24 protein-coding genes are annotated in these 25,398 nt (G+C 70.5%); 13 read left to right on the forward strand and 11 right to left on the reverse strand.

Annotated features, from left to right (window positions below; all coding sequences use genetic code 11):
• Nucleotides 1–55: 55 nt before the first annotated feature.
• From ACF0H8_RS16820 to ACF0H8_RS16850, 7 genes are all read right to left on the reverse strand, one after another.
• Nucleotides 56–2,125 carry a DUF6541 family protein gene (locus tag ACF0H8_RS16820; RefSeq protein WP_395290028.1) on the reverse strand — a complete coding sequence of 690 codons (2,070 nt, stop codon included), beginning with the start codon at nt 2,123–2,125 and terminating at the stop codon, nt 56–58.
• Entirely contained in the window at nt 2,122–2,844 is a 723-nt protein-coding gene (locus ACF0H8_RS16825) for an ABC transporter ATP-binding protein (protein ID WP_395290029.1), read from the reverse strand. Before ACF0H8_RS16825 ends, ACF0H8_RS16820 begins: the two co-directional genes overlap by 4 nt.
• Nucleotides 2,844–3,704, reverse strand: coding sequence for an ABC transporter permease (locus tag ACF0H8_RS16830; protein ID WP_395290030.1), 861 nt, complete (start codon nt 3,702–3,704; stop codon nt 2,844–2,846). The genes ACF0H8_RS16825 and ACF0H8_RS16830 overlap by 1 nt, the downstream gene beginning before the upstream one ends.
• Nucleotides 3,701–5,647, reverse strand: coding sequence for a glycosyltransferase (locus ACF0H8_RS16835; protein WP_395290031.1), 1,947 nt, complete (start codon nt 5,645–5,647; stop codon nt 3,701–3,703). The genes ACF0H8_RS16830 and ACF0H8_RS16835 overlap by 4 nt, the downstream gene beginning before the upstream one ends.
• A complete protein-coding gene (gene glf, locus ACF0H8_RS16840; protein WP_395290032.1) occupies nt 5,644–6,831 on the reverse strand; it encodes a UDP-galactopyranose mutase in 1,188 nt (395 codons plus the stop codon). The genes ACF0H8_RS16835 and glf overlap by 4 nt, the downstream gene beginning before the upstream one ends.
• A 125-nt stretch (nt 6,832–6,956) precedes the next feature.
• Nucleotides 6,957–7,790 (reverse strand): glycosyltransferase, encoded by an 834-nt coding sequence (locus tag ACF0H8_RS16845; protein ID WP_395290033.1) that lies wholly within the window; start codon nt 7,788–7,790, stop codon nt 6,957–6,959.
• Nucleotides 7,783–8,724, reverse strand: coding sequence for a glycosyltransferase (locus ACF0H8_RS16850; RefSeq protein ID WP_395290034.1), 942 nt, complete (start codon nt 8,722–8,724; stop codon nt 7,783–7,785). Before ACF0H8_RS16850 ends, ACF0H8_RS16845 begins: the two co-directional genes overlap by 8 nt.
• Before the next feature lie 227 nt (nt 8,725–8,951).
• Between ACF0H8_RS16850 and ACF0H8_RS16855 the strand changes: the two genes are divergently transcribed.
• From ACF0H8_RS16855 to ACF0H8_RS16875, 5 genes are all read left to right on the forward strand, one after another.
• Nucleotides 8,952–10,337, forward strand: a complete 1,386-nt coding sequence (locus tag ACF0H8_RS16855) for an LCP family protein (protein ID WP_395290035.1) — start codon at nt 8,952–8,954, stop codon at nt 10,335–10,337.
• Between the two features lie 328 nt (nt 10,338–10,665).
• Nucleotides 10,666–11,709 carry an LCP family protein gene (locus ACF0H8_RS16860; RefSeq protein WP_395290036.1) on the forward strand — a complete coding sequence of 348 codons (1,044 nt, stop codon included), beginning with the start codon at nt 10,666–10,668 and terminating at the stop codon, nt 11,707–11,709.
• Between the two features lie 106 nt (nt 11,710–11,815).
• Nucleotides 11,816–13,483: a hypothetical protein gene (locus ACF0H8_RS16865; RefSeq protein WP_395290037.1), complete on the forward strand. Its 1,668-nt coding sequence runs from the start codon at nt 11,816–11,818 to the stop codon at nt 13,481–13,483.
• A gap of 136 nt (nt 13,484–13,619) precedes the next feature.
• Nucleotides 13,620–14,369 (forward strand): glycosyltransferase family 2 protein, encoded by a 750-nt coding sequence (locus tag ACF0H8_RS16870; protein ID WP_395290038.1) that lies wholly within the window; start codon nt 13,620–13,622, stop codon nt 14,367–14,369.
• A gap of 11 nt (nt 14,370–14,380) precedes the next feature.
• Entirely contained in the window at nt 14,381–14,803 is a 423-nt protein-coding gene (locus ACF0H8_RS16875; protein WP_395290039.1) for a GtrA family protein, read from the forward strand.
• A 7-nt stretch (nt 14,804–14,810) separates the two neighbouring features.
• Here ACF0H8_RS16875 and ACF0H8_RS16880 read toward each other — a convergent pair whose 3' ends face one another.
• Nucleotides 14,811–16,745 carry a glycosyltransferase gene (locus tag ACF0H8_RS16880; protein ID WP_395290040.1) on the reverse strand — a complete coding sequence of 645 codons (1,935 nt, stop codon included), beginning with the start codon at nt 16,743–16,745 and terminating at the stop codon, nt 14,811–14,813.
• Between the two features lie 244 nt (nt 16,746–16,989).
• On the opposite strand from ACF0H8_RS16880, the gene ACF0H8_RS16885 reads away from it, so the two are divergent.
• Nucleotides 16,990–18,222, forward strand: a complete 1,233-nt coding sequence (locus ACF0H8_RS16885) for an LCP family protein (RefSeq protein ID WP_395290041.1) — start codon at nt 16,990–16,992, stop codon at nt 18,220–18,222.
• Between the two features lie 28 nt (nt 18,223–18,250).
• Here the strand turns inward: ACF0H8_RS16885 and ACF0H8_RS16890 are convergent, their stop codons facing one another.
• A complete protein-coding gene (locus tag ACF0H8_RS16890) occupies nt 18,251–19,006 on the reverse strand; it encodes a hypothetical protein (RefSeq protein ID WP_395290042.1) in 756 nt (251 codons plus the stop codon).
• A 155-nt stretch (nt 19,007–19,161) separates the two neighbouring features.
• Between ACF0H8_RS16890 and ACF0H8_RS16895 the strand changes: the two genes are divergently transcribed.
• Nucleotides 19,162–19,587, forward strand: coding sequence for a CoA-binding protein (locus ACF0H8_RS16895; RefSeq protein ID WP_395290043.1), 426 nt, complete (start codon nt 19,162–19,164; stop codon nt 19,585–19,587).
• Between the two features lie 251 nt (nt 19,588–19,838).
• The gene (locus tag ACF0H8_RS16900) at nt 19,839–21,680 is read left to right on the forward strand and encodes a glycoside hydrolase family 2 protein (protein ID WP_395290044.1); all 1,842 of its coding nucleotides are present in this window, start codon (nt 19,839–19,841) and stop codon (nt 21,678–21,680) included.
• A gap of 63 nt (nt 21,681–21,743) precedes the next feature.
• Here ACF0H8_RS16900 and ACF0H8_RS16905 read toward each other — a convergent pair whose 3' ends face one another.
• Entirely contained in the window at nt 21,744–22,964 is a 1,221-nt protein-coding gene (locus tag ACF0H8_RS16905; RefSeq protein ID WP_395290045.1) for an acyltransferase family protein, read from the reverse strand.
• A gap of 190 nt (nt 22,965–23,154) precedes the next feature.
• Nucleotides 23,155–23,328: a hypothetical protein gene (locus ACF0H8_RS16910; protein WP_395290946.1), complete on the reverse strand. Its 174-nt coding sequence runs from the start codon at nt 23,326–23,328 to the stop codon at nt 23,155–23,157.
• A 22-nt stretch (nt 23,329–23,350) separates the two neighbouring features.
• On the opposite strand from ACF0H8_RS16910, the gene ACF0H8_RS16915 reads away from it, so the two are divergent.
• The 5 genes from ACF0H8_RS16915 (at nt 23,351) to ACF0H8_RS16935 (ending at nt 25,377) form a co-directional block, all read left to right on the forward strand.
• Nucleotides 23,351–23,965 carry an FG-GAP repeat domain-containing protein gene (locus tag ACF0H8_RS16915; RefSeq protein ID WP_395290916.1) on the forward strand — a complete coding sequence of 205 codons (615 nt, stop codon included), beginning with the start codon at nt 23,351–23,353 and terminating at the stop codon, nt 23,963–23,965.
• A gap of 151 nt (nt 23,966–24,116) precedes the next feature.
• The gene (locus ACF0H8_RS16920; RefSeq protein WP_395290046.1) at nt 24,117–24,290 is read left to right on the forward strand and encodes a hypothetical protein; all 174 of its coding nucleotides are present in this window, start codon (nt 24,117–24,119) and stop codon (nt 24,288–24,290) included.
• Between the two features lie 290 nt (nt 24,291–24,580).
• The gene (locus ACF0H8_RS16925; RefSeq protein ID WP_395290047.1) at nt 24,581–24,853 is read left to right on the forward strand and encodes a hypothetical protein; all 273 of its coding nucleotides are present in this window, start codon (nt 24,581–24,583) and stop codon (nt 24,851–24,853) included.
• 78 nt (nt 24,854–24,931) lie between these two features.
• Nucleotides 24,932–25,174: a hypothetical protein gene (locus tag ACF0H8_RS16930; RefSeq protein WP_395290048.1), complete on the forward strand. Its 243-nt coding sequence runs from the start codon at nt 24,932–24,934 to the stop codon at nt 25,172–25,174.
• A gap of 5 nt (nt 25,175–25,179) precedes the next feature.
• A complete protein-coding gene (locus ACF0H8_RS16935; RefSeq protein WP_395290049.1) occupies nt 25,180–25,377 on the forward strand; it encodes a hypothetical protein in 198 nt (65 codons plus the stop codon).
• Nucleotides 25,378–25,398: the final 21 nt, after the last annotated feature.

The following is a 25,398-nucleotide window of genomic DNA, read 5'->3' on the forward strand; positions in this document are numbered from 1 at the left end:
CGTGTCCCGGTAGCAGTGCAGAGGGCCGGACGCCGAAGGCGTAGGGCGGTGGGCGTCAATCCTCGACGAGAACCGACTCGTCCACCCGGTAGACCGTCACGCTGCCCTCCTCGAACACCGGGTGCAGGCTCTTCGCATCCTCGAGGTCGGCGAAGCCCGGCGCGACGGAGTAGACGGTGTCGTCGAGCCAGTCCTCGGACGCCGGTGCGCCGATGGGGGGCGCCTCCTCGTCGGCATAAACCCACCGGATGTTCAGCTCCTGGACGAGCTCACGAATCCCCGCGTTGGTGTCGATCTCGTCGAACTCGGCCAGAAGCTTCTTCGTCTCCTCCGAACCGCCCAGAGTCTGCACGTTGACCACCGGCACTCCGGCGTACACGTAGAGATAGGTGGAACCGTCGTTGGCGTTGTTCATCACCCGCTCGCCGGGTCCCACCTCACCCTCGAGGTACCGGATCGCGGCACGGTCGTCAGCGTCGACGCGCGTGAAGTCGGGGAAGCGGTACCGCGCCTGCAGGGACAGCGCGTTGATCTGCCGGTAATCCGCGGTTGCCACGGCCATCGCAAGGACCAGCGCAAGGGCAACGCCGTGCGTGATGCGCTCAAGCGTTGGCATCCGCGTGCGCCCCGCCGCCACCCGGGAGACGGCGCGCGTGATCAGCAGGCTGACGGCCACGACCGCGACACCGGCGAGCAGCCATTGGTACGTCGAGACCAGGCTCGAGATACGGACGTAGCTGTTGTAGAAGATCCCGGTCACCGCGGCGAGGACCGGGCCACCGAGGGCAGCGGCGAAGGACAGCAGGACAGTCGCGGTCCCGGCCCATGCGAGCGTGAGGCCAGCGTGCCGCCTGAGCACCAGGCAGGCCCCAGCCCCAGCGAGGCTGAGAACGGCCAGGAGGACCTGGCTCTTCTCCCACGCGGGATCGAGGTAGCCGCCGTAGGGCATTCCCAGGGCGATGCCGAGGCCCTGCCAGAACGGCCACACAGGCGTGTCGCGGGAGAAGGTGGCGACGAACTCGCCCGAGCTGCCCCCCGACAGCAGGGTGGGCAGGGCGAGCACGAGCGCAATGAGTCCCGCCGCGGTCAGCGAGACCGCCCAGCTTCGGAACTGGAGTCGGCCCACCCGCCGGCTGAGCAGCCCGCCGGCCGCCCACAGCACCACACCGAGCAGCACGGCGACCGCCGTGGAGGGGTAGACAGCAACCACGCCGACCATGACGAGGACGGCGGGCACCAGCTCCTGCCGGACCCATCGGCCCAGGCAGAGGAGAAGCGCCACCGCGCCCGCGGTCAGGGCTGTACCCACCGCATTGGTGAGGATCCCCCCGTCGTGCATCATGGCGTACACCGGCCGATAGGCGAGGGCGCCGGCCACCGCGCCGGCGCCGCCCGCGACTGCCCCCAGCCCCCGCCACCGCAGCAGCGACCCGAGCGCGAGCATCCCCAGAGGCATGGCGACGGCGAAGACGGCGACGCTCATGGCGTTCAGCGCGGTGACCGCGTCGGGACCGAACGTGGTCAGGAGCGCCGCGAGGCTGTGGAAGCCAACGGGATAGAAGTTGTCGGGTTCCCCGGTCAAGAGGTCTGCCGGCCACGCGTCCCACGGCGCGGCCTCGCCGGTCCGCGCGATGCGCGCCGCGAGGAGGGTGTGGGTGACGGTGTCGTGCTCCTGCGGAACGACGGCCAGCGAGCCCAGACCCGTGCCCCAGGTCTGCACGGTGATCGCGATGGCCAGGAGGGCCCCGGCCGCCCCGACGACGAGGGCCTGCCGGCTCGGATCCTCGGGACCGAACGCGGTGATCCCGGTGGGGTTGACCGGTCCATCCGGCTTGCCCCGGAACCTTGCGACCGCGAACGTTCCGGCCACGACCAGGAGATTCGTGACCAGGAAGGTCACGAGTCCGTAGCGAATCCCTGCTGCCGCCGTGAGGGCCGCCGTCACGTAGGCCAGCCCGGCCGTAACGACCGGGGCCGCCCCGAGAGCGACGGCAAGCCGGCTTCGCGTCGCCCATCCGGAAACCGCGAGAACGGCGAGTCCGGGGAGCAGCAGTACGAGCGCCGCTCCAGCGATGGTGACGAGGTCCTGCGCCGGCCAGCCGAGCATGTTCTCCGTTCCCCTCAACGTGCCCTGAGCTGCTCGACCACGGCGTGGGACTCGCCGTCTGCCATGACCTTGCCGTGCTCGAGCAGGATGCCGCGGTCGCAGAGGTCGGCGACCATGTCCAAGTCGTGCGAGACCACGACGAGGGTTCGCCCCTCTTCAGACAACGTGCGGATGCGGTCGAGACACTTGCGCTGGAACGGCTCGTCGCCCACGGCGAGGATCTCGTCGATGAGAAAGACCTCGGGGCCCGAGTGCACCGCCACCGAGAAAGCAAGCCTGAGGAACATTCCAGAGGAGTAGAACTTCACCTCGGTGTCGATGAACTGCTCAATCTCGCTGAAGTCGACGATGGCGTCGAAGGAACGATCGATCTCATGTTCCGACATCCCGAGGATCGCACCGTTGAGATAGACGTTCTCCCGGCCCGTGAGGTCGGGATGGAAGCCCGCGCCGACCTCGATGAGGCCCGCCACGCGGCCACGCGTGCGAACCGTCCCCGCGTCGGGACGCATGACACCGGAGATCAGCTTCAGGAGCGTCGACTTCCCCGAGCCGTTGAAACCCAGGAGAGCTACCGTCTCACCTTCTTGCACGTCGAATGTCACGTCGTCGAGCGCGGCGAAGGTGTTGGAGGTGTCCTCGCGCTTGGCGAGCGCGATCGCCAGCTCCTTCATCGACCGCTGGTGCCGGAGGGTGAAGTTCTTGGTGACGTGTCGAATCTCGATGCGGGGTGTCATCAAAGCTCCTGGGCGAAGCGGCCCTCGAGCTTGCGAAACGCCAGCTGGCCGACGATGAGGGTCACCACTGCAGTCACTAGCGCGACGGCGGCGGACTCCGGCAGGTGCGGCGGCATCTGTGCTGTGTCCCCCGCGACGGGAAGCCAGAACGTGTAGTGGAACAGCTCCACGGCCGCAGTGATGGGGTTGAGCTGGTAGAGGACGAGCAGCCACTGGTGTCCCGCGAGCGCCTGCTGGACGGCCGTGAACGGGTACAGCACGGGCGAGGCCCACTGCGTCACCAGCAGAAGGAGGTCCACGAAGTTCTCAGCGTCGCGCAGATACACGTTGACCGCCCCGAACAGCATCCCGACTCCGAGGGCAAGGATGCTGACGATCAGGAGACCGACGAAGAATGCCCCCACGCCGAGCAGGGTCGGCCGCCAGCCCGCGAGGAGAGCGCCCGCCAGGAGCACCACCAGCTGGGGCAGGAAGTGAACGACAGCCACCCATATCGAGGCGACCGGGAACATCTCCCGCGGCAGGTAGATCTTCTTGATCAGCGGGGCGTTCCACACGAGGGTGCGCGTGGCGTTGCCGAAGGCCTCCCCGAAGAAGTTCGTCACCACGATCCCGGAGAACAGGTACACCGCGAAGTAGTCGAGGTTGCGGTTCAGCCCCAGGAACACACCCATCGCGAAGTAGAACACGAGGAACTGCGTGGCCGGCTTGACGTACGACCACAGCATCCCGAGCACGGAGCCGTGGTAACGGACGCGCAGCTCCTTGCGGACCACCAGCTTGAGGAGGTAACGCTGCTTGAAGACGTCGAGCAGGCCGTGCCCTGTTCCCGGCGTCGTCAGCGTGTCGAATGTGCTCACACGTCCACTCGCTCGTCCGCCAGCCCGAGCGACCGCTGCCACGCCGCGCTGCCGGCGACCTCCGGCAGAGCCATCCGGTACTGGCGCGCGAGATCGTCCCAGGCCCGATAGATCTTCTGGTGGACGGCCACGCTGCGGGCCATCAGCTCACGAAACTTCTCCGGGTCGCGGTGATACCACACCGCGCCCGACCCGTCGGCGTTCGTCACGACGGCCGAGTCGAACTGCGAGAGCATCCACCACTTCGCGTCAATGGCGGCGACCTCCGCCTCGGGGTGCTTCTTCGAAAGAGGCTTCGGCGGCAGGAGCTGCTTGAGCGCCCCCCGCGCGGCCATGAGATAGAGGGGCATCTTGCCCTCGGGGAGCTGGATATCCTCACCCTTCCGCGGCAGCTTCTGCCGCTTGGGCATCGGGAAGGCCGCGGGGTCCTTCTTCACCTGAGCATCGGAGAACTGCGACCGCAGCGCCCGGATCTCGGCCAGCTTGGTCGGCAGCTCCTCGTGCAGGTGCTGCGGCCCGCTCAGGACGTCCTCAAGTGCGCGGATGCGGAGCTCTACCACGGAGTACTGCGAGCTCAGCAGGTGCCGGATCTGGTGGTTCATGCTCTCGCGGACGAGGCGACCGCCGCGGGGGTAACGGGAGTGCAGCAGGGCGGCGACGAACCGGTTCCGCTCGTGGTAGTACGCCTGCCAGTCCAGCGTGTCGTCCTTGTCGGTCCACGGCACGTGCCACACCGCCGCACCGGGCAGGGAGACGGTAGGAACACCGCGCTCCTTCGCCCTCAGCCCGTACTCGGCGTCGTCCCACTTGATGAAGAACGGCAGGGACATGCCTATCTGCCGGACCACGCCCGTGGGGATCAGACACATCCACCACCCGTTGTAGTCGACGTCCACCCGGCGGTGGAGCCAGGAGGTCGTGCGCAGGCCCGACTCGGCGAGGTCGTGGTCGAACTCGGTGCCCTTGACCTCCCCCCACCAGAAGCGCCACGGCTGCACCCGCTCCCCCATGGCGTGGAGGACCGAGCGCTGGTACATGCTGAACATGTGGCCGCCCACGATCGTGGGCGTCCGGGCAAGGTCCGCGAAGGTGACGGCGCGGACGATGCCCTCGGGCTCGCTGCGCACGTCGTCGTCCAGCAGCAGCACGTAGTCGGAGCCGTTCTCGACCGCCTCGTGCATGCCCCGGGAGAATCCGCCGGAACCTCCGAGGTTGGGCTGATCGACAACTCTCAGCCTGCCGCCGAGCGCGCGTTCCGCCGCCGGGAAGGCCTCAGCGTCGGCGACCTTCTTGGTGCCCTGGTCGACGACGACGACTTCCTTGAGCACGCCCGGCAGACTGTCACTCGCCGCCAGCTGGCCGAGCACCGCCGCGCAGTCGTCCGGGCGGTTGAAGGTGGTGATGCCGATGGTGACGCTCCCGGTCGACCGCTCGGGAACCTCGGCCTCCCACTGCGCGCCGTCCAGCACGACGTCGCTGACGCCCGCTGCGACGTCGAACCAGTACCAGCCGCCGTCACCGAACGTGGTGAGCGGCAGCTCGAAGGTGAACTCTTGCGGCTCATCCGTGCCGCTCTCGAGCTGCACGCTGTCCACGCGCTGGGTGTTGCCCTTGGCGTTGGACTTGTAGACGAGCACGCTCCCCGACCCACGGAGACTTACGCGCAGCCGGACGGACTGCACCACGGTCCACCGCCGCCAGTAGCTCGCGGGGAAGGCGTTGAAGTATGTGGCGAACGATGTGCGGGAGGAGGCGGGCACCCGGTAGCTCGTGCGGTCCAGAACCTGGTCCGTGCGCTGACGGCCGGCCATCTGCACCACGCTCGCGTCCCGGCCGGCGTTCGTGGTGCCGAGCCTTCCCTGCGTCCCCTCCACGTACAGGGGCAGGACGTCCAGGTCCTGGTCCGTGGGGAAGATGACCCGTTGCAGCACTCGGGTGCTCATTCGTCGACCCCTCCGCTCGTCAGCGCCACACGATTGCGGAAGTGCGGCGTCAGCTTGTTGTCCACCGTCGACAGCGCCGCGCCGATGGCCATGTGCATGTCCAGGTACTTGTAGGTGCCGAGGCGGCCGCCGAAAATGACGCCGTCCTCGCCCTTCCCGAGGTCGCGGTACTCCAGCAGCCGCGCCCGGTCGTCCGCGGTGTTCACGGGGTAGTACGGCTCGTCGCCCCGGTCGGCGAAGCGGGAGTACTCCCGCATGATCACCGTCTTGTCGCTCGGGTAGTCGCGCTCGGGATGGAAGTGCCGGAACTCGTGAATCCGGGTGTACGGGACGTCCTCGTCGCCGTAGTTCATCACCGAGGTGCCCTGGAAGTCGCCGACCGGCAGGACCTCCTGCTCGAAGTCCAGCGTGCGCCAGCTCAGCTCACCCTCGGCGTAGTCGAAGTAGCGGTCCACCGGCCCCGTGTAGACCACCGGGAGCTGCCCGACGACGGCGCCCTTGTTGATCGGCTGGGTGGTGTCGAAGAAGTCCGTGTTGAGCCGGACCTCGATGTTGGGGTGGTCCGCCATCCGCTCGAGCCAGGCGGTGTAACCGTCCACCGGCAGGCCCTCGTAGGTGTCGTTGAAGTACCGGTTGTTGTACGTGTACCGGACCGGGAGCCGGGAAATGATGCCGGCTGGCAGGTCCTTGGGGTCGGTCTGCCACTGCTTGGCCGTGTAGCCCTTGATAAAGGCCTCGTACAGCGGGCGGCCGATGAGCTGGATGCCCTTGTCGTTGAGGTTCTGCGGGTCTGCCCCCGCCAGCTCGCCGGCCTGCTCCTGGATTAGCGCGCGCGCCTCTTCCGGGCCGTATGCCGCGCGGAAGAACTGGTTGATCGTGCCCAGGTTGATGGGCATGGGGTACACCTCACCGCGGACGGTGGTGTACACGCGGTGCTGGTAGCTCGTGAACTTGGTGAAGCGGTTCACGTAGGCCCACACGCGCTCGTTGGAGGTGTGGAAGAGGTGCGCGCCGTACCGGTGCACCTCGATGCCGGTGGTGGGCTCAGCCTCGGAGTACGCGTTACCCCCGATGTGGGTGCGCCGGTCGATCACGAGCACCTTGAGTCCGTGCTCGGTAGCGAGCCGTTCGGCGACCGTCAGGCCGTAGAACCCAGATCCGACGACGACGAGGTCGGCATCCACACGCATTCTCCTTGTTAGGGGCGATGACCAGAACAGGGTAGACCGTCGGACGGCTGGGCTCCGATGCCCGCAGCGGTGAGGAGGGCCTCAGTCGCCGGTCTGCCCAGCCACGGGGAGGCGGCTGATCATCTCAGCAGCCGTCGGTAGGCCACCCGACGCGCGGACTCCGGCACCAGCCGGTACCCGCCCCGGATCACGACGTTCCGCAGGTACTGCGCCCATGTCGTGAACCCCGCGGCGCGGAAGCGCCGCTGGAGCGCGAGCTCGGAGCGCAGAAGGCGAAGTCCGCCCCGGCGCCGGTAGGCCCCGGCGCCCACGCGGTAGAGCACGAGCGAGTCGGTGAGGTTACCCACCCGAGCCCCGGCCGCGATCATCCGGGCGAAGAGCCAGTAGTCCTCCATGAGGTCCAGGTGCCGATATCCCCCGGCGAGGCGCACCGCACTCCGCCGGTACACCACTGACGGGTGGTTGAACGGGTCGCGGAAGCGCGCGGTGGCCACGATCTCGGCGGAGTCGGCAGGCAGCACGCGGGTCATGCCGGTCTCGTACTCGTCCTCCTCGAACTCGGTGATCGCGGAGCCGATCAGATCGAGGCCGGCCGCGACGAGCGGGATCTGCCTGGCGAAGCGGCCCGGCAGCGATACGTCGTCCGCGTCCGCCCGGGCCACGATCTCGTACGCGCACGCATCGAGGCCCCGCTCGAGTGCCCGCGCCAGCCCTTGGTTCTCGGCGAGCTCGACAAGGCGAACCGGGACGTCCCCCGCCGGCGACAGTGGTGGCCCGGTAAGCAGGTCTCGCAGCAGCGCGGCGAGCTCCGGGCCCACGGGACCGTCCCTGACCACCACCAGCTCCGCGGGCCGCAGCTCCTGCTCGACGGTCACGGACCGGACCGACCGCGCGAAGTGCTCCGCCGAGTCCCCCTGGTAGACAGGCAGCAGGACGCTGAACGGCTCAGCCACGGCCGGCACCGCGCTCGACGGCCGCCACCTCGGCACTCACGGCCCCCAGTCCTGCCAGCACCTCCGTGGTCGGCGTGGGACGTCCGCGGAGGGCATCACGCAGGCCACGCGCGCCGGCACGCAGCAGCTGCCCACGATCCTCGGAACGCGCTACGGTCCGTACCCACCGCCGCAGGGTCGAGGCACCGTAGAGAAGCCTCCCTGCTAGCCCGAAGGCGCGTGAACCCGTCAGCAGCCACAGCTTGTTGCGGACCTCGAAGTAGAACCGCTCACCCGGGTCGGCATCGGTGGACCCGAACGTCTTGGTCAAATGGCGCACGACCGAAGCGGGCACGTACAGGCCAACCCGGCGGCGGAGCAGCCGGGCGGTGTACTCGAAGTCGTCATTCCAGAGGAAGTACGCGGCCTCGGGCAGGCCGTGCGCACGGACGGCACGCGCGTCCACCAGGAGCGACACAAACGAAGCCGAACGTAGCTGCGTGGCCTGCACCGCCCTCGCCTTCACCGCCAGTTCCCCGCTGACGCCGGGCCGCTCGCGGGGCGTGTTCATCGGGTGGTCGCGCCCGTCGTGCCACACCACGCGCGACGCGAGGAGAGCGGGCTCACCCGGATAGGCCGCGCGGGCCTCGAGGAGCTCCGCCAAGGCGGTTGGAGTGGGGACCGTGTCGTCGTCCATGATCCACACCAGGTCGGCGCCGTGCGTCCGGACCGCGTGGGCGATGCCCGCGGCGAACCCTCCCGCTCCGCCGGTGTTGCGGGACAGCGTGACGACATCCGGCGACAGCGAGTGTGCCCGGGCGACGTCACCGGAACCGTCGGTTGACGCGTTGTCGACGACCACGACGGCGTCGCAGGCGTGGTTCTGCGCGATGAGACCGTCGAGGCTCTGCCTGAGCAGATCCCGGCGGTTGTAGGCGACCACGACGGCGACCACACGAGGGGCGGTGTCTTGAGATGGCCTGTGCACTTCGCCCTTCCCGGATGCTGCCAGCCATCGGACGATGACCTCCGGGGAAGCGTAACCGGCGAGTGCGCGCTGGACCCGAGCGAGCCGCGTGCGGCCCTGGGGCACGCGAGGCCAGGTGTACCGGTCGCTCAGGTGAGGAATTTTCACAAGCCCTTCACGTCGACCTAGTCCGCTATTCCGTAGGATCGTCTCCCGTGCACACCTTCCCCGCCTCCCCCGGCGACGACGGACGCCGACGGACGGCCGCCACCGGGGCGGCACGCGGCGGGGGACGGGTCTCAGCCAGCCCCGCTACCACCGCGCGCCACGCCCGGGTGACCGACCGGCCCCGCACCGCGCTGCCGGCCGCCGACCCCACGGTGCCGCGCCACGGGCGAGAGCGCCGCAATCGCCGTGTCCTCCGAGCCGTCGGCACCGGAGCTCTTGGCGTCGGGCTTTTCCTCGGCACAGGCGGCGCCCTGGCGTACACCGACATCCAGGGAAACGTCCAACGCCAGGACATCACCGACCTGCTGGGCGAGCGCCCGGACGGCGGGGGTGTGGCCGCCCCGCTCGACGCCAAAGCCGGCCAGGCGCTCAACATCCTGATCATGGGATCAGACTCGCGCGACGGCGCGAACGACGACAGCTCCGGCGTCGGCGGCATGCGCGCCGACACCACGATGATCGCTCACGTGGCGGCCGACCGGTCCAGGGTCGAGATCGTGTCCATCCCCCGCGACACCCTCGTCGACATCCCCTCGTGCACGCTGCCCGACGGCTCCCAGACCTCGCCGCACGACGACGCGATGTTCAACTCTGCGTTCGCGATCGGAGGGCAGACCGGCGACGTCGGGGCGGCGGCGGCCTGCACCATCCGGACGGTGGAGGACCTCACCGGGGTGTTCATCGACGACTTCGTGGTCGTGGACTTTGCCGGTTTCATCAACATGGTGGACGCGCTGGGCGGCGTGCCCATGTACATCCCGGAGCCGATCAGCGACTCCCGCGCAGACCTCGAGCTTCAGTCCGGCTGCCAGGTGCTTGACGGGCACGACGCCTTGGGCTTCGCTCGCGTGCGCAAGTCCATGGGCGACGGCTCGGACATCTCTCGCATCGGTCGGCAGCAGGAGCTGGTCGCCGCGATCGCCCGTGAGGCGCTCAGCAAGAACCTGCTCACGGACCTTCCGGCGTTGTACCAGTTCCTGGACGCGGCGACGGCCACGCTGACGACCGGCGCCGTCATCGGGCAGATACCCACCCTGGCCGGCCTGGCGAGCTCCCTGCGAGGGCTCGACCCGGCCGACATCAGCTTCGCCACGATGCCCTTCGACTGGGCGGGATCTCGCGTGGTCCCGTCCGCCCAGGCCGACGACCTCTGGGACGCCCTTGCGGCCGACCAGCCCATCGAAGCCACGTTGACCGGGACCGGAGAGGCACCCGCCGCTGAGACCAGTCCCACGCCACAGCCCGCTGAGCAGCCGGTCGCCCAGCCGAGTGCGCCCGGGCCCACGAGCGAGGCCACGCCGATCACCGCTGCTCCGGCGGGTGAGAACGCGGACGCGGCTCAATACCCCAGCGAGCCGACTTGCACCAAGTGAGCCGAGTCATGCCCGACGGCGAAGCCGCAGGCGCTCGCTTCCAGCGTTCCCACACGATCAGGGCTTACGCTTCGTCCCGAAATCACGTCGGGGTCATCAGCAGCCCGGCCGCGCGGGGGATGGGACGGGGATGAAGCACGACGACGGCGAGCCGACTCCCCCGAGCTTCGCGCCCGGGTCCGACGGGCCACGCCCCAGTACCGCAGGAGCAAGGCCGGTGGGGCAGGGGCAGCGCGGTGCCAGCACGGCACACCCCAGACGTCAGGCGCAGCCCAGGGCGAGTCAGGTTCCGCGACGGTCCATCCGCCAGGCGCCGTCGAGCGGGCAGGTGCCACCGTCGTATGCCCCGGCGGCCCACGGCGCCACTCCTGTCGCACTCACCGGTGTTGGTAAACGCCATGCCGCGGCGCTGAGGACCCCCGCGCCTCCTGTCGCCCGCCGGCGCCGGCGTCACCCATTCCGCGCCCTCCTGCTCGTCATTCTGGTCCTTCTCCTGGCATGGCCCGTCGGGCTCCTCCTCTGGGCGAACGGGAAGATCCAGCACATCGAGGCGCTCTCCGGTGCCGCCAACACCGCGGGCACGACGTACCTCCTGGCAGGCTCGGACTCGCGCGCCGACGGGGCCGTGGCGGACGGGACGGCCGGGCAACGCTCGGACACCATCATGGTGATGCAGGTGCCGTCGTCCGGCACCGCATCGCTCGTGTCCCTCCCCCGCGACACCCTCGTCGAGATCCCGGGTCACGGGCTCAACAAGCTCAACGCCGCGTACTCCCTCGGCGGGCCGGAACTGCTGACCCAGACCGTGGAGGGCCTCACCGGGCTGACCGTGGACCACTACATCGAGATCGGCATGGGCGGCGTCAAGAACGTCGTCGACGCCGTGGGCGGCGTAGAACTCTGCTACGACCGCGACGTCGCCGACGAGCTGTCCGGGCTGCAATGGACCGCCGGCTGCCACACCGCCGATGGGACCACAGCGCTGGCGTTCGCCCGCATGCGCTACTCCGACCCGCTCGGGGACCTCGGCCGCGCCGAACGGCAGCGCCAGGTGGTGAGCGCCGTCGTGCAGGAGGTCGCCACGCCCGCCACGTTGCTCAACCCCGCCGACCAGGTGCAGCTCATCGACGCAGGTACCGGCTCCCTCGTCGTGGACACCGACACCAACATCATCGACCTCGGCCAGATGGCGCTCGGCTTCCGCGCGGCCACCGGCCCGGAGGGCGTCGTCGGCACGCCGCCGGTCGGAGACCCGGACTACCACCCCGGCGGCATCGGCTCGACCATCCTGCTCGACCAGGAACTCGCGCCTGTCTTCTTCGAGCGCATGCGCGACGGCGAGCTCGCTCAGGCGGACGTCGGCGGCAGCTGATTCGGACTCCCGCCGCCGGCACCGCAGCGGTGGCTGCGGCGGCTACGGTGCGGCGAGCTTCGGAGTGGGACGCGTCGTCCCCGCCGTGCACGTCTAAGGTGCACCCATGTCCGTCATCAGGCGTCGACGACCTGGCACCGCACCGCCCGCCTCCGGCGTGCTGCCGGCGGCGGCCTTCTGGGTTCCGCTGACGCTCGTGATCGCCTGCTATGCCGTACTCGCCTGGCAGCAACTCGACTACGGGCTCGAGTTCGACGACGCCTACAACCTCACCGTGGTGGAGAACCTCGCGGAGGGGCGCGGCTACGCCAGCAACGGCACGATCTTCGAGGGCGGGCTGAAGCCCTTCGACGAGTACATCTCCACGGGTCCCGTTTTGCTGGTGCCCACGGCGGTGATGTGGTGGCTGACCGACGGCGCCCTCTGGGCCGTGCGACTGCCGCCGCTGGCGTTCTTCGCCCTGTATCTCGTCTTCCTCTGGAAGCTCGGGCGCGGCGCCGGCGGCCGGTGGGGCGCACTCGCCGCCGTCGTCGCGCCGCTGACGATGGCCGTGGCGGTTCACGACCTCACCACGCTGTCCCTCGTGCCCGGCCGGCTCGTCGGCGAGTTCGCCGCGTGCGGGCTCGTGGTCGGCGCCGCGTACGCCCTCTCGCGCGGTCACCCGCTCTTCGGCGGCCTGCTGGCGGGTCTGGCCGTGCAGACCAAGATCGTCTTCGTCGTCGCGGGCGCGGCCGTGCTCCTCGCATCGCTGGCGGGCAGGTGGGTCGCGGGCCGCCCGTGGCCGTGGCGGCACGTCCTGCTGTGCGTGGCCGGCGCCGCGCTCCCCACGGTGGCCTTCGAGCTGTTCCGGCTCTCGCAGCTCGGCGTGGCCGACTACGTCGCCAACATCACCCAGTTCGCCGGGTTTGTCGAGGGGCAGACGACGGAGGCGGCGCCGGACATCAAGGGGCGGATCGGGTCGGTGGCGCCGATCTTCTCGATCTTCGGCCTCGCAATCGTCGCGCACGCCGTGCTCGTCCTCGCCGCGGCGGCGACCCTCAGTGCACCGCGCCGCGCCCCGGACACTCCGGCGCACGCGACACCGCACACGGGCGAAGCCCCCGCCCCGTCGACCGAGCCGGCGGGGACACGCTCCGCCGTCCGGGTCTCCCCCCGCCTCTCGTGGCTCACCCGCCTGTCGTCCACGACGGCACCGACGGGGTCCGACGTCACGACGGCGGCCACCGGACTCTTCCTGGCCGGACTGGCCCAGACCGCCCTGTGGCTGTTCGTGTCCCAGCAGACGAGCTCCCGGCAGGGCCTCCCGGCGATCCTGCTGTGCGTTCCCGTGGTGCTCGTCGCGGCGACCGTCGCGCTCCGCGACCTGCGACGCCGGTCCACCGGCCGCGGCCGCGCGTTCGCCGGCGTCATGGTCGCCCTCGCGTGGGCGAGCGCCGTGACGCTCGTCGCCTGGCAGGGTTGGAAGGTCAGCCAGGACCCGCACGGCGATCTCCTGCGCGCGGAACAGGAACGCGGCGCCTCGGCCGTCCTCGAAGCCGACACGCCGTCCCTGCCCGTCGACGGCTGGTGGCAGCTGCACGAGCTTCAGGTGCTCACCGACGTCCCGCCGTCGACGACGCCGGGCACCGAGCCGCCCACGGTCCTCGTCTTCAACTCCATCCGGGCGCTGGTCGAGACCGGCAGGCCCGACGCCCGGGTCTTCCTCGACCGGTGCGGCAGCGTCCTGGAAGAGAATCCGACCATGGTGGTGTGCCAGCCGCCGTCACCCCGGTAGGAAGCAGCCGTCCGGCGTCGGCGTGGTTGCCGGACGCCTCGGCGCACGGCACAGTACGGTGACAGGTGTCGACAAACCCGCCCGAAAGTGGGGGAGGCGGCAACGGTGGCACATCTGGGCCGAGGGGAGCTCCAGCATGACACCGACGTCCATCGCCGTGGTGATGCCCGCGTACAACGAGGCCGACGGGATCGGCTCGTTCCTGACCGAGCTGCACGAGTCGCTCGCCGAGTACGAAACCACCTTCGTGGTCGTCGACGACGCCTCGAAAGACGACACGGCCGGCGCCGTGGAGGCGTGCGCGCGCACGGGAGTGCCGGTGACCGTTCATCGCAACGAGGCCAACTCCGGGCACGGCCCCAGCACGCTACGAGCGTTGCGCGCCGGTGTCGCTCTGCAGACGGACCTCGTCGTGGCGGTCGACGGCGACGGGCAGTTCACCGGGGCGGACGTGGCCCGCGTGGTCGCGGCCGCACTGGAACGCGGCGTCGAGATCGCCGAGGGCGTGCGGCGCCACCGCGAGGATCCGGTGTTCCGGCGGGCCACCACGGTCACCACCCGCGCCCTCGTCGGGGTGCGGTGCCACCACCTCCCCCGCGACGCGAACACGCCCCTGCGCGTGTACCGCACCTCGACGCTGCGCCGGCTTCTCGACGTCGTCCCGCCGAATGCGATTACGCCCAACCTGCTGATCTCCGCCATCACCCGCCGGTGGGACCTGACGATCCGCGAGGTCGAGGTGGCCTGCCTCCCTCGCCGCGGCGCGACCGAGGCCGGGACCACGTGGGGGCAGCGACGCCGCTCGCTGCCCAGCAAGCGGTTCCTCATGTTCTGCCGCGACGCGGCCATCGAGTGGGTGTCCACGTCCCCGCGCAGGGCGGCCTGACCGTGCCCACTGTGCCGCGCGTGCGCCCGGCGAGCCGCCCTCGTCGATGGTGGGCCGTCGGCAAACAGTTCACCAGCTACGCGCTCCTCGGCGGGGTCGGGGCACTGACAGACTTCCTGCTCTTCACCGCCCTGGTGCATCTAGGGCTCGCGCACCTGCCATCGAACGTGGCGTCCGTGGGGTCTGGCATCGCGGTCAGCTACTTGCTGAACTCTCGGTACACGTTCGCCCGGGTGGACCACCGCGTTCAGCGGGTGACGCGCTTCTTCGCCGTTGGCTTGGTCGGGCTCGGAGTCTCCACCGCGATGCTCGTTCTCCTCGTCGATGGTGTCGGCCTCCCATCCTTGGTCGCCAAGCTGATCACCTTGCCCGTGATTGCGATCAGTCAGTTCGCCGCAAATCGTTCGTGGACCTTCGGGCATATCGCTCCCTAACGACGGCTCACGCCCCTGTTCGCTCTTCCAAGAGGCCGAACGTCGACGCCCACATCTCGAAGCCAGCTGTCCGGGCAAGCGAACGGCGGTACTGGACGGTCAGACCGTCCCAGTTACGCAACATGCGCTGGTGCACCGCCAGGCTGCGCGCGAAGAGCTCACGGAACTTCTGCGGGTCGCGGTGGTACCACACCGCGCCCGACCCCTCGGCGTTGTTGACGATGGCCGAGTCGAACTGCAGCAACATCCACCACTTGGCGTCAAGGTTCGAGATCTCCGCCTCCGGGTACCGCTTCGAGAGGGCGCGCGGGGGCAGCATCTGCTTCAGCGCTCCCCTGGCGGCCATGAGGTAGAAGTGCACGCGGCCCGCAGGAAGCTGCAGGTCCTCCCCCTTTCGGGGAAGCTTCTGACGCCGCGGCAGCGGGAAGGCCGCGGGATCTTTCTCGAGCCGGGCGTCGGAGAACTGCGCCCGCAGGGCCCGGATCTCGGCGAGCTTGGTCGGCAGCTGCTCGTGGAGATGCTCCGGCCCGCTGAGGACGTCCTCGAGCGCGCGGATGCGAAGTTCCGCCACGGAGTACTGCGAGCTCAACAGGTGACGCACCTGGTGGTTCATGCTCTCGCGGATCAGGCGGCCGCCGTAGGGATAGCGCGAGTGCACCAGGGCGGCGACGAAGCGATTCCGCTCGTGGTAGTACGCCTGCCAGTCGAGAGTGTCGTCCTTGTCCGTCCACGGCACGTGCCACACCGCCGAGCCGGGAAGCGAGACGGTGGGGATGCCACGCTCCTTCGCCCGTAGGCCGTACTCGGCGTCGTCCCACTTGATGAAGAAGGGAAGGGAGGCGCCAATCCTCCGCACGACCTCTGTCGGGATCAGGCACATCCACCAGCCGTTGTAGTCCACGTCCACCCGGCGGTGGAGCCACGGCGTGGTGCGCAGCCCCGACTCGGCAAGGTCATGGTCGAAGAACGTGTCGCGCGCAGGACCCCACCAGAACCGCCACGGCTGGACCCTCTCGCCCGCCGCGTGGAGAACCGAACGCTGGTACATCGAGAACATGTGCCCGCCCACGATCGTGGCAGTTCTGGCCAGGTCGGCGAACGTAGCGGCACGGACGACACCCTCGGGTTCGGCACGGACGTCGTCGTCGAGCAGCAAGACGTAGTCCGACCCGTTCTCGACCGCCTCGTACATCCCGCGGGAGAAACCTCCGGATCCACCCAGGTTGGGCTGGTGAACCACTCTGAGTCGGGCACCCAGCGCCGCTTCAGCCGCCGGGAACGCGTCAGCGCCGGTGACCTTCTTCGCCCCTTGGTCGACCACCACAACTTCCTTCAGCAGCGCAGGGAGACTGTCGCTGTCGGCCAGCTGACACAGCAACGCAGCGCAGTCGTCCGGGCGATTGAATGTCGTGATGCCGATGGTGACGCTGCCCGCGCGTCGCTCGGGTAGGTCCGATTCCCACTGTGCCCCGTCGAGCACCACGTCCGTGGTGCCGGCCGCGATGTCGAACCAGTACCAGCCGCCGTCTCCGAATGTGTTCAGAGGCAGCTCGAACACGAATTCCTGCGGCTCGTTGACTCCGGGGCGCAACTGGACGCTGTCGACCCGCTGGGTGTTTCCTCGTGCGTTCGACCGGTACACGAGTACGCTCCCCGAACCTCGCACACTGACGCGCAGTCGGACGAATTGGACAACCGTCCAGCGTCGCCAGTAACCGGCCGGGAAAGCGTTGAAGTAGGTGGCGAAGGACGTGCGGGAGGTCGCGAGCACGCGATAACTGGTTCGGTCCAAGACCTGGTCCGTGCGTTGCCTGCCTGCCATCTGGAGGATTGCAGCATCTCCGCCTGCTCCGGATGAGGTGAGCCGGCCCTGTGTTCCCTCCACGTAGAGCGGCAGGACGTCGAGGTCCTGGTCCGTCGGAAAAACGATCCGCTGCAACACTCGTGTGTCCACTGAGAGCCCCTCCACGCGTTAGCGCGAACCTTGCCCCTGCCATCTTGCGCTTCTGCATCATGCGCCTGGTCTGACGGAACTCCATCCGCGGTTGGCCGCAACCGCTCCTGAGCCTATCGACGACACATGTGGAACACTCGGGGAACCGGTCGCCGACGCCCTGGAGCGGTCTTGCCGCTCCACCAGGCGAGTCGGGCATGCCTTTTCCAGGACCAGCGAGGGTTGGGGGAGGGTGCGGACAGCACCGCCGGACAGTCAGAGCACCGGAGCCGCGCCGGCCCGGCACGCCAGGTGGCGTTCCCGGCTCGCCACGCGGCTCCGTCTCGTCGTCGTCGCCCTGCTGCTCGTCGCCCTCGCCGGGGGCGTCCTCGCCTACAGCCAGATGCAGGGCAACATCACCCGGCACGACGTCGCGGGGCTCCTGGGCGACGACCGGCCGCCGCGCGAGGAGCCGAACGCCGCCCCGGCGGATCCTCGCGCGGGCCAGGCGCTGAACCTGCTGGTCCTGGGCTCCGACTCGCGCGCCGGCGCCAACGACGACGGCTCGGGCATCGGCGGGATGCGGTCCGACACCACGATGATCGTCCACGTGGCGGCGGACCGCTCACGCGTCGAGGTCGTCTCCATCCCCCGCGACACTCTGGTGGACGTTCCGGACTGTCAGCTACCCGACGGCAGCACCATCCCCGCCCGCGAGGACGCCATCTTCACCTCGGCCTTCGCCTCGGCGGGGAAGACCGGTGACGTCGCCGCCGCGGCTGCGTGCACGATCCGCACCGTCGAGAGCCTGACCGGCGTGTACATCGACGACTTCGTGGTGGTGGACTTCGCGGGGTTCGTCAACGTGGTGGACGCGCTGGGCGGTGTCCCGATGTACGTGCCCGAACCCATCGAGGACCCACGCGCCGAGCTCAGCCTCGCGGCCGGCTGCCAGGTGCTCGACGGGCACGACGCGCTCGGCTTCGCGCGCGTGCGCAAGTCGGTGGGAGACGGCTCGGACATCTCCCGGATCGGCCGGCAGCAGGAGCTCGTCGGCGCCATCGCCCGCGAGGCCCTGGGCAAGCACCTGCTCACCGACCTGCCGTCGCTCTACCGCTTCCTGGACGCGGCCACCTCGACGCTCACGACCGGGCCGGTGATCGGGGAGCTGACCACGCTCGCCGGCCTGGCGAACTCCCTGCGCGGGATCGACCCGGCGGACATCACCTTCGTCACGATGCCGTTCCAGTGGGCGGGAAACCGCGTGGTGCCCGCAGCCGAGGCGACCGACCTGTGGGCCGCCCTGGCCGCCGACCAGCCGGTAGCAGCGTCCCTCGCGGGTACCGGGCAGGCGCCCGCTCCGGACACCGCCGAGGCCGCGCCCGCGCCGGAGCCCAATGCCGACACGGAGCCCGTGGCTCCGGCGGCGGACGCCGCCCCCGATCCGGGCGATGGGCAGGCCGCGGTGCCTGCGTGCACCAAGTGAGGTTGAGGGGACGTTCGGAGGCTGGGTGCTATCGGCCGCCGAGCTGCGGGAGCTGCCACCAAGTGGGACGGTCACGGTCCGAAGCGCGGCCGGGCTCGCGAGACTCCGGCTCGTCCTCGTCCCGCTCCTGTGGGTCGGCCGCCTGGGTCGGCGCCTCCGAGGGAGCCGTTGACGGCGTCTGGGACGGGGAGGGCTCGGGCGAGGGCGTGGGCGACGGTTTGTCGCGTCCGGCCGTCTCGGCGGGCTGCGCCGGCGCGCGCGACTCCGGAGCCGGCTGAGTGGGGCGCGGCGTCGCCGGCGACGGCGCCTCCGCGGTGCCGGCCACCGGCTGGGATTCGGGTGCCGCGGTGGCGCCGTCCGCGGCCGGTGCGCCGCCGCGAGCTTCGGGCGCGGGCGTCTGGGCGTCTGAAGTGACGCCGGTCCCCGGCCGGCGCGGGTCCTCGCCGGCTCTGGTGTCCTCGCTCCGCGTCTCGCCGGCCGCGGCCTGCGACTCTGCGGCGTCACGCCCCGCCTCGTTCGCCGGCACATTGGCCGGCGGGCCAGGGTCCGCCTCCTCGCGAGCGGCCGGCGCGGTGCCGCGCGCCGACGACGACGAGCCGGACCGTCGCGCGTCGTCCCGCGGCGCATCGGCGATCTCCTGCCGCGGCGCCTTCTCCGCGACGGCGTCGACGAAAGGCACCTCGATCGCACCCGCCGAGATGGAGGCCGCCAGACCCAGACCGATGACCAGCCCGGCGGCGACCGCCGAGCGCTTGTGCATCGCGATGCGTGACTTCCTGCGCAACTCCCCGCCCCCTCCTTGCGAACCTCCCCGAGGCTAGGCGGCGCCACTGGTCAGGCTGAAGCCCGTGCAGCCATACGCGGCAAACATCACATTTTGATAACGTCCCGTCCGCTCTCCCGGCGGACAGGTCACGCCGTCCGTGGTTCAGTGGGGCCATGAAGGTCGAGCACCACGTCAACGAGACCGGGGTCGTCCGCAGGCTCCTATCCACGCCCGGCCGGTGGGCCGTCGTCGGCCTCTCCCAGAACCGGTCCCGCACCGCCTACGGCATCGCGCGCTACCTGCAGGACCTCGGGATGGAGATCGTTCCCGTCCACCCCCGCGCCGAGTCCGTCCACGGGGCTCAGGGCTACGCCGCGCTGGCCGAGGTACCCGGCGGGATCGACGTCGTCGACGTCTTCGTGCGCTCCGAGCTGGCGGGCGGCATCGTGGACCAGGCGATCGCCGTCGGCGCCAAGGCCGTGTGGCTGCAACTGGGCGTGGTGGACGAGGCCGCCGCCGCCCGCGCCCGCGCGGCGGGGCTCGACGTCGTCATGGACACCTGCCCCGCGATCGAGGCGCCGGAGCTCGGCATCCGCTGAGAGCGTCCGGTCCGGACCGGGCGCGGAGCGGCCAGGTGGCGCCCCACTCGGCCGGCTGGCGCTCGCGGGAGCCGTGTGACCTTCCGCTCCTCGCCGTCCGGAAGATTGACACCCGCCCTCCGGGGTTCGTTGGATAGTTCGGCGCGCCGTCCGTCGGCGCCCATCCCGCCGGCCGGGTCCGCGTCGGCACTCCCTCCTCAGCACTCGCTTCTCGCGCGCACGCGCCCAAACCTCAGGGATCACCACTCACCATGCATGACCGCCCGGCCGACCTCCCGCGCCCCGAGCACCCCCGCCCGCAGTTCGTCCGCGACACCTGGCTCAACCTCAACGGTCCCTGGGACTTCGAGATCGACCAGGGAGACTCCGGCCTGGAGCGCGGGCTCCTCGCTCGCCCGCTGGCCGGGGAGATCCTCGTGCCGTTCGCCCCGGAGTCCGAGGCCTCCGGCATCGGCAACACCGACTTCTTGGAGGCCGTCTGGTACCGCCGGGAGGTCACGGTGCCCCAGGCCTGGGCCGGGCTGGACGTGCTGCTGCACTTCGGCGCCGTGGACCACGACACCACGGTGTGGGCGGACGGCGTGGAGGTCGCGCGCCACCGCGGCGGCTTCACCCCCTTCACGGCGGACCTGACCGGGCTCGTCGCCGCCGGCGAGACGGCCACCGTCACCGTGCGGGCCCGCGACTCCCGGCACGGCGTGCAGGCCCGCGGGAAGCAGGCCACCTGGGCGGCCAACAGCCACTGGAGCTACACCCGCACCACCGGCATCTGGCAGACGGTCTGGCTGGAGGGCGTGCCCCGCGTGCGCATGGGTCGCCCCCGCATCACCCCGCACGTGGCGGGCAGGAGCTTTTCCGTCGTCGTGCCGCTCAACGCCAACCGGCCGGGGCTCGTGGTCCGTGCCCGTCTCCTTGACGGCAGCGAGGAGGTGGCGGCGACGACCGTGCCGGCCGACCTCGACCTCTCCCCCGCCCTCCTGCTGACCGTGCCCGAGGACCGGGTGCGGCTGTGGTCTCCGGAGGACCCGCACCTCTACGACGTCGAGCTGGAGCTGCTGGACGGCGCCGGCGAGGTGGTCGACAGCGCCCGCAGCTACGCTGGCCTGCGCTCGGTGACCATCGACGGCACCGCGCTCCTCCTCAACGGCCGCCCGGTCTTCCAGCGGCTCGTGCTGGACCAGGGCTACTGGCCGGAGTCGATCATGACGGCGGCCAGCGACGCCGCCCTGGTGCGGGACATCGAGCTGGGCATGGCCGCCGGCTTCAACGGCGCGCGGCTGCACCAGAAGGTCTTCGAGGAGCGCTACCTCTACCACGCCGACCGCCTCGGCTACCTCGTCTGGGCGGAGTTCGGGGACTGGGGCGCCTCCGGCCAGGGGCCCGCTGGGCACAACCAGCAGCCCACGGCCTCCTTCATCACCCAGTGGGTCGAGGTGGTCGAGCGCGACTACAACCACCCCTCGATCGTCGGGTGGACTCCCCTCAACGAGACCCACCAAGAACTGCACGACCGGATCACCGTGCTCGACGACGTCATGCACGGCATGTTCCTGGCGACCAAGCTCGCCGACCCCACCCGCCCGGTGCTGGACGTCAGTGGCTACTCCCACCGCGTGCGGGCCACGGACGTCTACGACTCCCACAACTACGAGCAGGACCCCGCGGCGTTCGCGGGGCAGGTGGGCGGGCTCGCCGAGGGGCGGCCCTACGTCAACGACCGCGAGGGCACCCCGTTCTCCGTGCCGTACCGCGGCCAGCCGTACTTCGTCAGCGAGTTCGGCGGCATCTGGTGGAACCCGGACGTCGCGGCCGTCAGCGACGGCGGCGACGTCACCGAGTCGTGGGGCTACGGCCAGCGGGTGCGGGACGAGGATGAGTTCCACCGCCGCTTCGCCGGGCTGACCGGCGTCCTGCTGGCCGACGCGAACATGTTCGGCTACTGCTACACGCAGCTCACGGACGTCTTCCAGGAGCAGAACGGCATCTACCGCTTCGACCGCTCCGAGAAGCTCGACGTGACGCGCGTGCGCGAGGCGCAGCTGCGGCCCGCCGCGGCGGAGGCGCCGACGGTGGCCTTCCAGCTGGTCCATTAGGCCTAGCTCACCTCGGAGCCGGCCCCGCGCCACGGGCGCACACGCCCGCCGCGGAGCCGAGGCCTATACGTTTCGCGCCAGCGCCGGCTGCGCCTTCGGAGCCCGGACGTCGGGCCGGGCACTGCCGTCCGGCTCCGCCGTACGGCTCCACCGCTCCAGTCCCCGCTCGAGGCGACGCCGCATCCGCGGCCCGATCCGCTTCTCCGCCTGGTGGATGCCCCAGGCGAGCGCCAGCGCGACGCCGCACGCGGCGGCCAGGACGACCCACCGGTTGGCGTGCGCGGCGAGGCTGTCGATGACCCACCAGCCCCAGTACTCGTGGATGAGGTACACCGGGTAGGTCATCGCGCCGAGGGGGGCAAGCCAGGACCAGCGCAGGTGCTGCAGGCGGGTGAGCCCGACGGCGCCGACCGCGGCGAAGCAGCCGAGCACCAGCGCGCCGAGCACCCACGGGTCGGGGGTGAAGACGGTGTTGGTCGAGAGGGAGTGCATCTGCCGGGGCACGACGTTGTGCACCGCGAGCGCGACGTTCAGCCCGAGCAGGAGCCAGGGAGCCTTCGCGTGCCCCTCCCGGTGCAGCAGGTAGAGGAGCATGCCGCCGGCGAAGAGGGGCGCGTAGCTGTCGACGAGGGCGGTGGAGACGTGGCTCCAGCCCAGCTCGAGCGCGAGCTGGGCGACCAGCGGCCACAGCGCGCAGAACCACAGGATCCGCCGGCGGGTCATTCCCCAGGCCACCAGCAGCACGATGAGCAGGTAGAACCGCAGCTCCGCCCACAGCGTCCAGTACACGCCGTCGACGTGCCGGACCCCGAAAAGCTCCTGCAGCATCGTGAGGTTGACCAGCGCCTCCCACACGGTGATGTCCTTGCCTGCAGGCCAGATCACCAGCAGCAGCACTGAGGTCGCGGCGACGGCGATCCAGTAGGAGGGGAACAGCCGCGCCACTCGCGAGGCGACGACATGCGGGACGTCCCGCCCCCAGGCGGTCATGAGGATGACGAACCCGGAGATGACGAAGAACAGCTCCGGCCCGAGCGCTGCGTACGTGACCACCGGCCCGCTCTCCGGGAAGACCCTGCCGGGCTCCTCGCCCCACACCTGCGACCACCGCGCGGTGAAGTGGTAGAGCACCACGCCCGCCGCGGCGAGGAACCGCAGGCCGTCGAGGGCGTACAGGCGCGGGCGTGCCGGGCGCGGGCGTGCCGGGCGTGAGCCCGCAGGGGGCGGCGCGGGTACGCGTTCTTGGAGGGCAGCTGGAGCCGCGGGCCGAAATGTCGTTGCCACCTGCTCCACGGTAGGCACACCGTTTCGGACCCGCACCCCGGAGATCACAGTTTGGTCACGGCGGCAGCCGGTGCGTCCGTCGCCCCGCGCGTGAATCGCGCCAGAACAACCACCGAACGGGGCGTGCGCCGTTCTGCGACATTGGTCACCGGGGAGGACTAGGTTCCGGACGCAGTCCGACCTTCCGCCCTCAGACGGCTTCCATGAACCTGCCCTCCGCCCGTTCCCTCCGCGGACGCGCCCGCGCCGCCGTCACGGCCGCCGCGGTCGTCGGGGCCTCGTTGATCGCCTTCCCGACCGCCGCGACGGCAGCGCGGGCGCCGTGGGAGCACGACGTCACCGCCGACGTCCTCTCGCTGGACAAGGGCTACTCCCCCGCGCCGACCGTGGCGGACTGGAACGGCGACGGGCGCGACGACCTCGTCGTCGGCCTGCGCCTGTCCGCCCAGCACGGCGGCGTCAGCATCGCGCTGCGCCAGGAGGACGGCACGCTCGGCGAGCTCGCCTCCGCCTTCAGCAGCGGCAACATCGCCTCGGCCGTCGGCTACAGCGTTTACGCCCGCCCGGCCGTCGCGGACTGGGACGGCGACCTCGACCTGCTCGTCGGCACCGGGGGCACCCGCCGCCGAGAAGGCCGTGCGCCTGTACGAGAACACCGGCTCCGCGAGCGCCCCAGCGCTCGCCGAGCCCGTGACCGTCGTCTCCCGCCCCACGCCCGGCCTGGGCGCCGAGCAGTACTTCGAGCCCACGGTCGTGGACATGAACGACGGCAGACGGCGCGACCTCGTGATCGCCGGCGGGCAGACCGACGGCTACCGGCAGTTCGCCCTCCACGAGTGCATCAACACCGGCACCGACACCGCCCCGGCGTTCGCCTCCTGCACGACGCAGAAGGTGCCCGGCCTGACCAACAACCGTCGCGGACGTCACCGACTGGGACGGCGACGGCTACCTCGACGTGCTGCGCGGGTTCTACTCCGGCTTCATCGCCAACCCGGTGACCATGCTGCACGGCAAGGCACCGGACACCGACGGCGACACCGTCTCGGACACCATCTACAACTGCCCGGCCCTGCCCAACAAGCCGGACATGAGGCTCGACAACGCCAACGCCGTGCAGATCGACACCGACCGCGACGGCGCAGGCGACCCGTGCGACCCGACGACGACGCCGACCTGTGCCCGTGGACCCGCGACGCCAAGCAGGCCGGCGCCGACGGCGACGGCCGCGGCGAGCTGTACGACGCCCGCGACGACCGCCCGCCCCACCCCGGCGCCGGCTCCTTCGAGGCCGCCCAGGCCGCCGCCCAGGCCGACCGCATCTAGTGGGGCGCAAGCCCGTCATCCTCCAGCGCGCCGACGCCATGTCGGTGGGCTACCGCCAGGAGATCGCCGAGGCCCTGACCACCGAGGCCCTGGACCGCGGCATGGGCTTCTCCTCGCCGTCATCTCCTGGGACGCCGAGCGCTTCGGCGCCGCCCGCGCCTCGGAGTTCCTGGGCGAGGTCATCGACGACCCGGACTTCGAGGCCGTCCAGCACGGCACCTACCGCACCCGCGTCTACACGCCCTACGTGGAGGGAGCACGGCGCCTCGGCGCAGGACTTCGACTGCGGGATGGACGCCGCCCGCTCGGTCAACCTCATGCGCGTCGGCCAGGAAGCCCTGACCGAGACGGTGGACTTCTCCCGCGCCTCGCGCCAGCTCACCGGGTTCGTGCCGCCGACGGACGCCTTCGACGACGCCGCCAACGAGGCCATCCAGTCCGTGGGTTACCGGTACGTCGCCTCGGCCTGGTACGCCGAGGCGCCGAGGCTGATCTACATCGACGACACCGGCCTGGTGCACCTGCCGTGGTCGCAGATCGCCTGCGGCAACGGCGCGGCCTAGTGGACGGACTGCCAGCGCACCGACGTCCAGGGCCTCGCCACGCACTCTGGCGTCGACTGCGACGACCCCGCGGTGTGCATGCCGAACAAGGACGGCAAGGACTACTCCGACTGGCAGCGCTACGCCGACACCTCGCTCGCCGACCGGTGCCGCGCGGACTTCGACCGCTACGGCGTCTGCTCGATCCTGTACGAGCTGACGCCCTACGACGGCAACTTCAAGACCGGTGAGCTTCCCCTGCGCGTTCGAGGGCTACAAGCAGACGCTCACCAAGCTCCAGGCTCTCGCCGCGGACACACCGCGGGACGGTCACGAGCCTGACGCAGATGCTCTGTGCGGCGCAGGCAGCTCAAGACCAGGGGCGCGCCGCGGCCGCGGCCAACCAGCTGGAGGCCTTCGAGGCCCACCTCGCCGCCCAGCGTGGAAAGAACGTGCCGGCCGACGAGGCGGACCTGCTGCGCACCGGCAGCGGCGCGGCTCGGGAGAAGCTGACGGACGACCCGGCCCCCGCGAACGTGCTGTAACCGGGCAGACACCGCTCCGGG

The organism is Georgenia sp. AZ-5, assembly GCF_043952095.1.
GTDB lineage: Bacteria > Actinomycetota > Actinomycetes > Actinomycetales > Actinomycetaceae > Georgenia.

What these genes read in the sequence shown, in the direction of transcription:
- ACF0H8_RS16865 (WP_395290037.1), top strand. Translation starts at nt 11,816, where the DNA reads ATGTCCGTCATCAGGCGTCGACGACCTGGCACCGCACCGCCCGCCTCC.
- ACF0H8_RS16895 (WP_395290043.1), top strand. Translation starts at nt 19,162, where the DNA reads ATGAAGGTCGAGCACCACGTCAACGAGACCGGGGTCGTCCGCAGGCTC.
- ACF0H8_RS16930 (WP_395290048.1), top strand. Translation starts at nt 24,932, where the DNA reads ATGCCGAACAAGGACGGCAAGGACTACTCCGACTGGCAGCGCTACGCC.
- ACF0H8_RS16870 (WP_395290038.1), top strand. Translation starts at nt 13,620, where the DNA reads ATGACACCGACGTCCATCGCCGTGGTGATGCCCGCGTACAACGAGGCC.
- ACF0H8_RS16835 (WP_395290031.1), bottom strand. Translation starts at nt 5,647, where the DNA reads ATGAGCACCCGAGTGCTGCAACGGGTCATCTTCCCCACGGACCAGGAC.
- ACF0H8_RS16925 (WP_395290047.1), top strand. Translation starts at nt 24,581, where the DNA reads ATGGACGCCGCCCGCTCGGTCAACCTCATGCGCGTCGGCCAGGAAGCC.
- ACF0H8_RS16900 (WP_395290044.1), top strand. Translation starts at nt 19,839, where the DNA reads ATGCATGACCGCCCGGCCGACCTCCCGCGCCCCGAGCACCCCCGCCCG.
- ACF0H8_RS16935 (WP_395290049.1), top strand. Translation starts at nt 25,180, where the DNA reads ATGCTCTGTGCGGCGCAGGCAGCTCAAGACCAGGGGCGCGCCGCGGCC.
- ACF0H8_RS16825 (WP_395290029.1), bottom strand. Translation starts at nt 2,844, where the DNA reads ATGACACCCCGCATCGAGATTCGACACGTCACCAAGAACTTCACCCTC.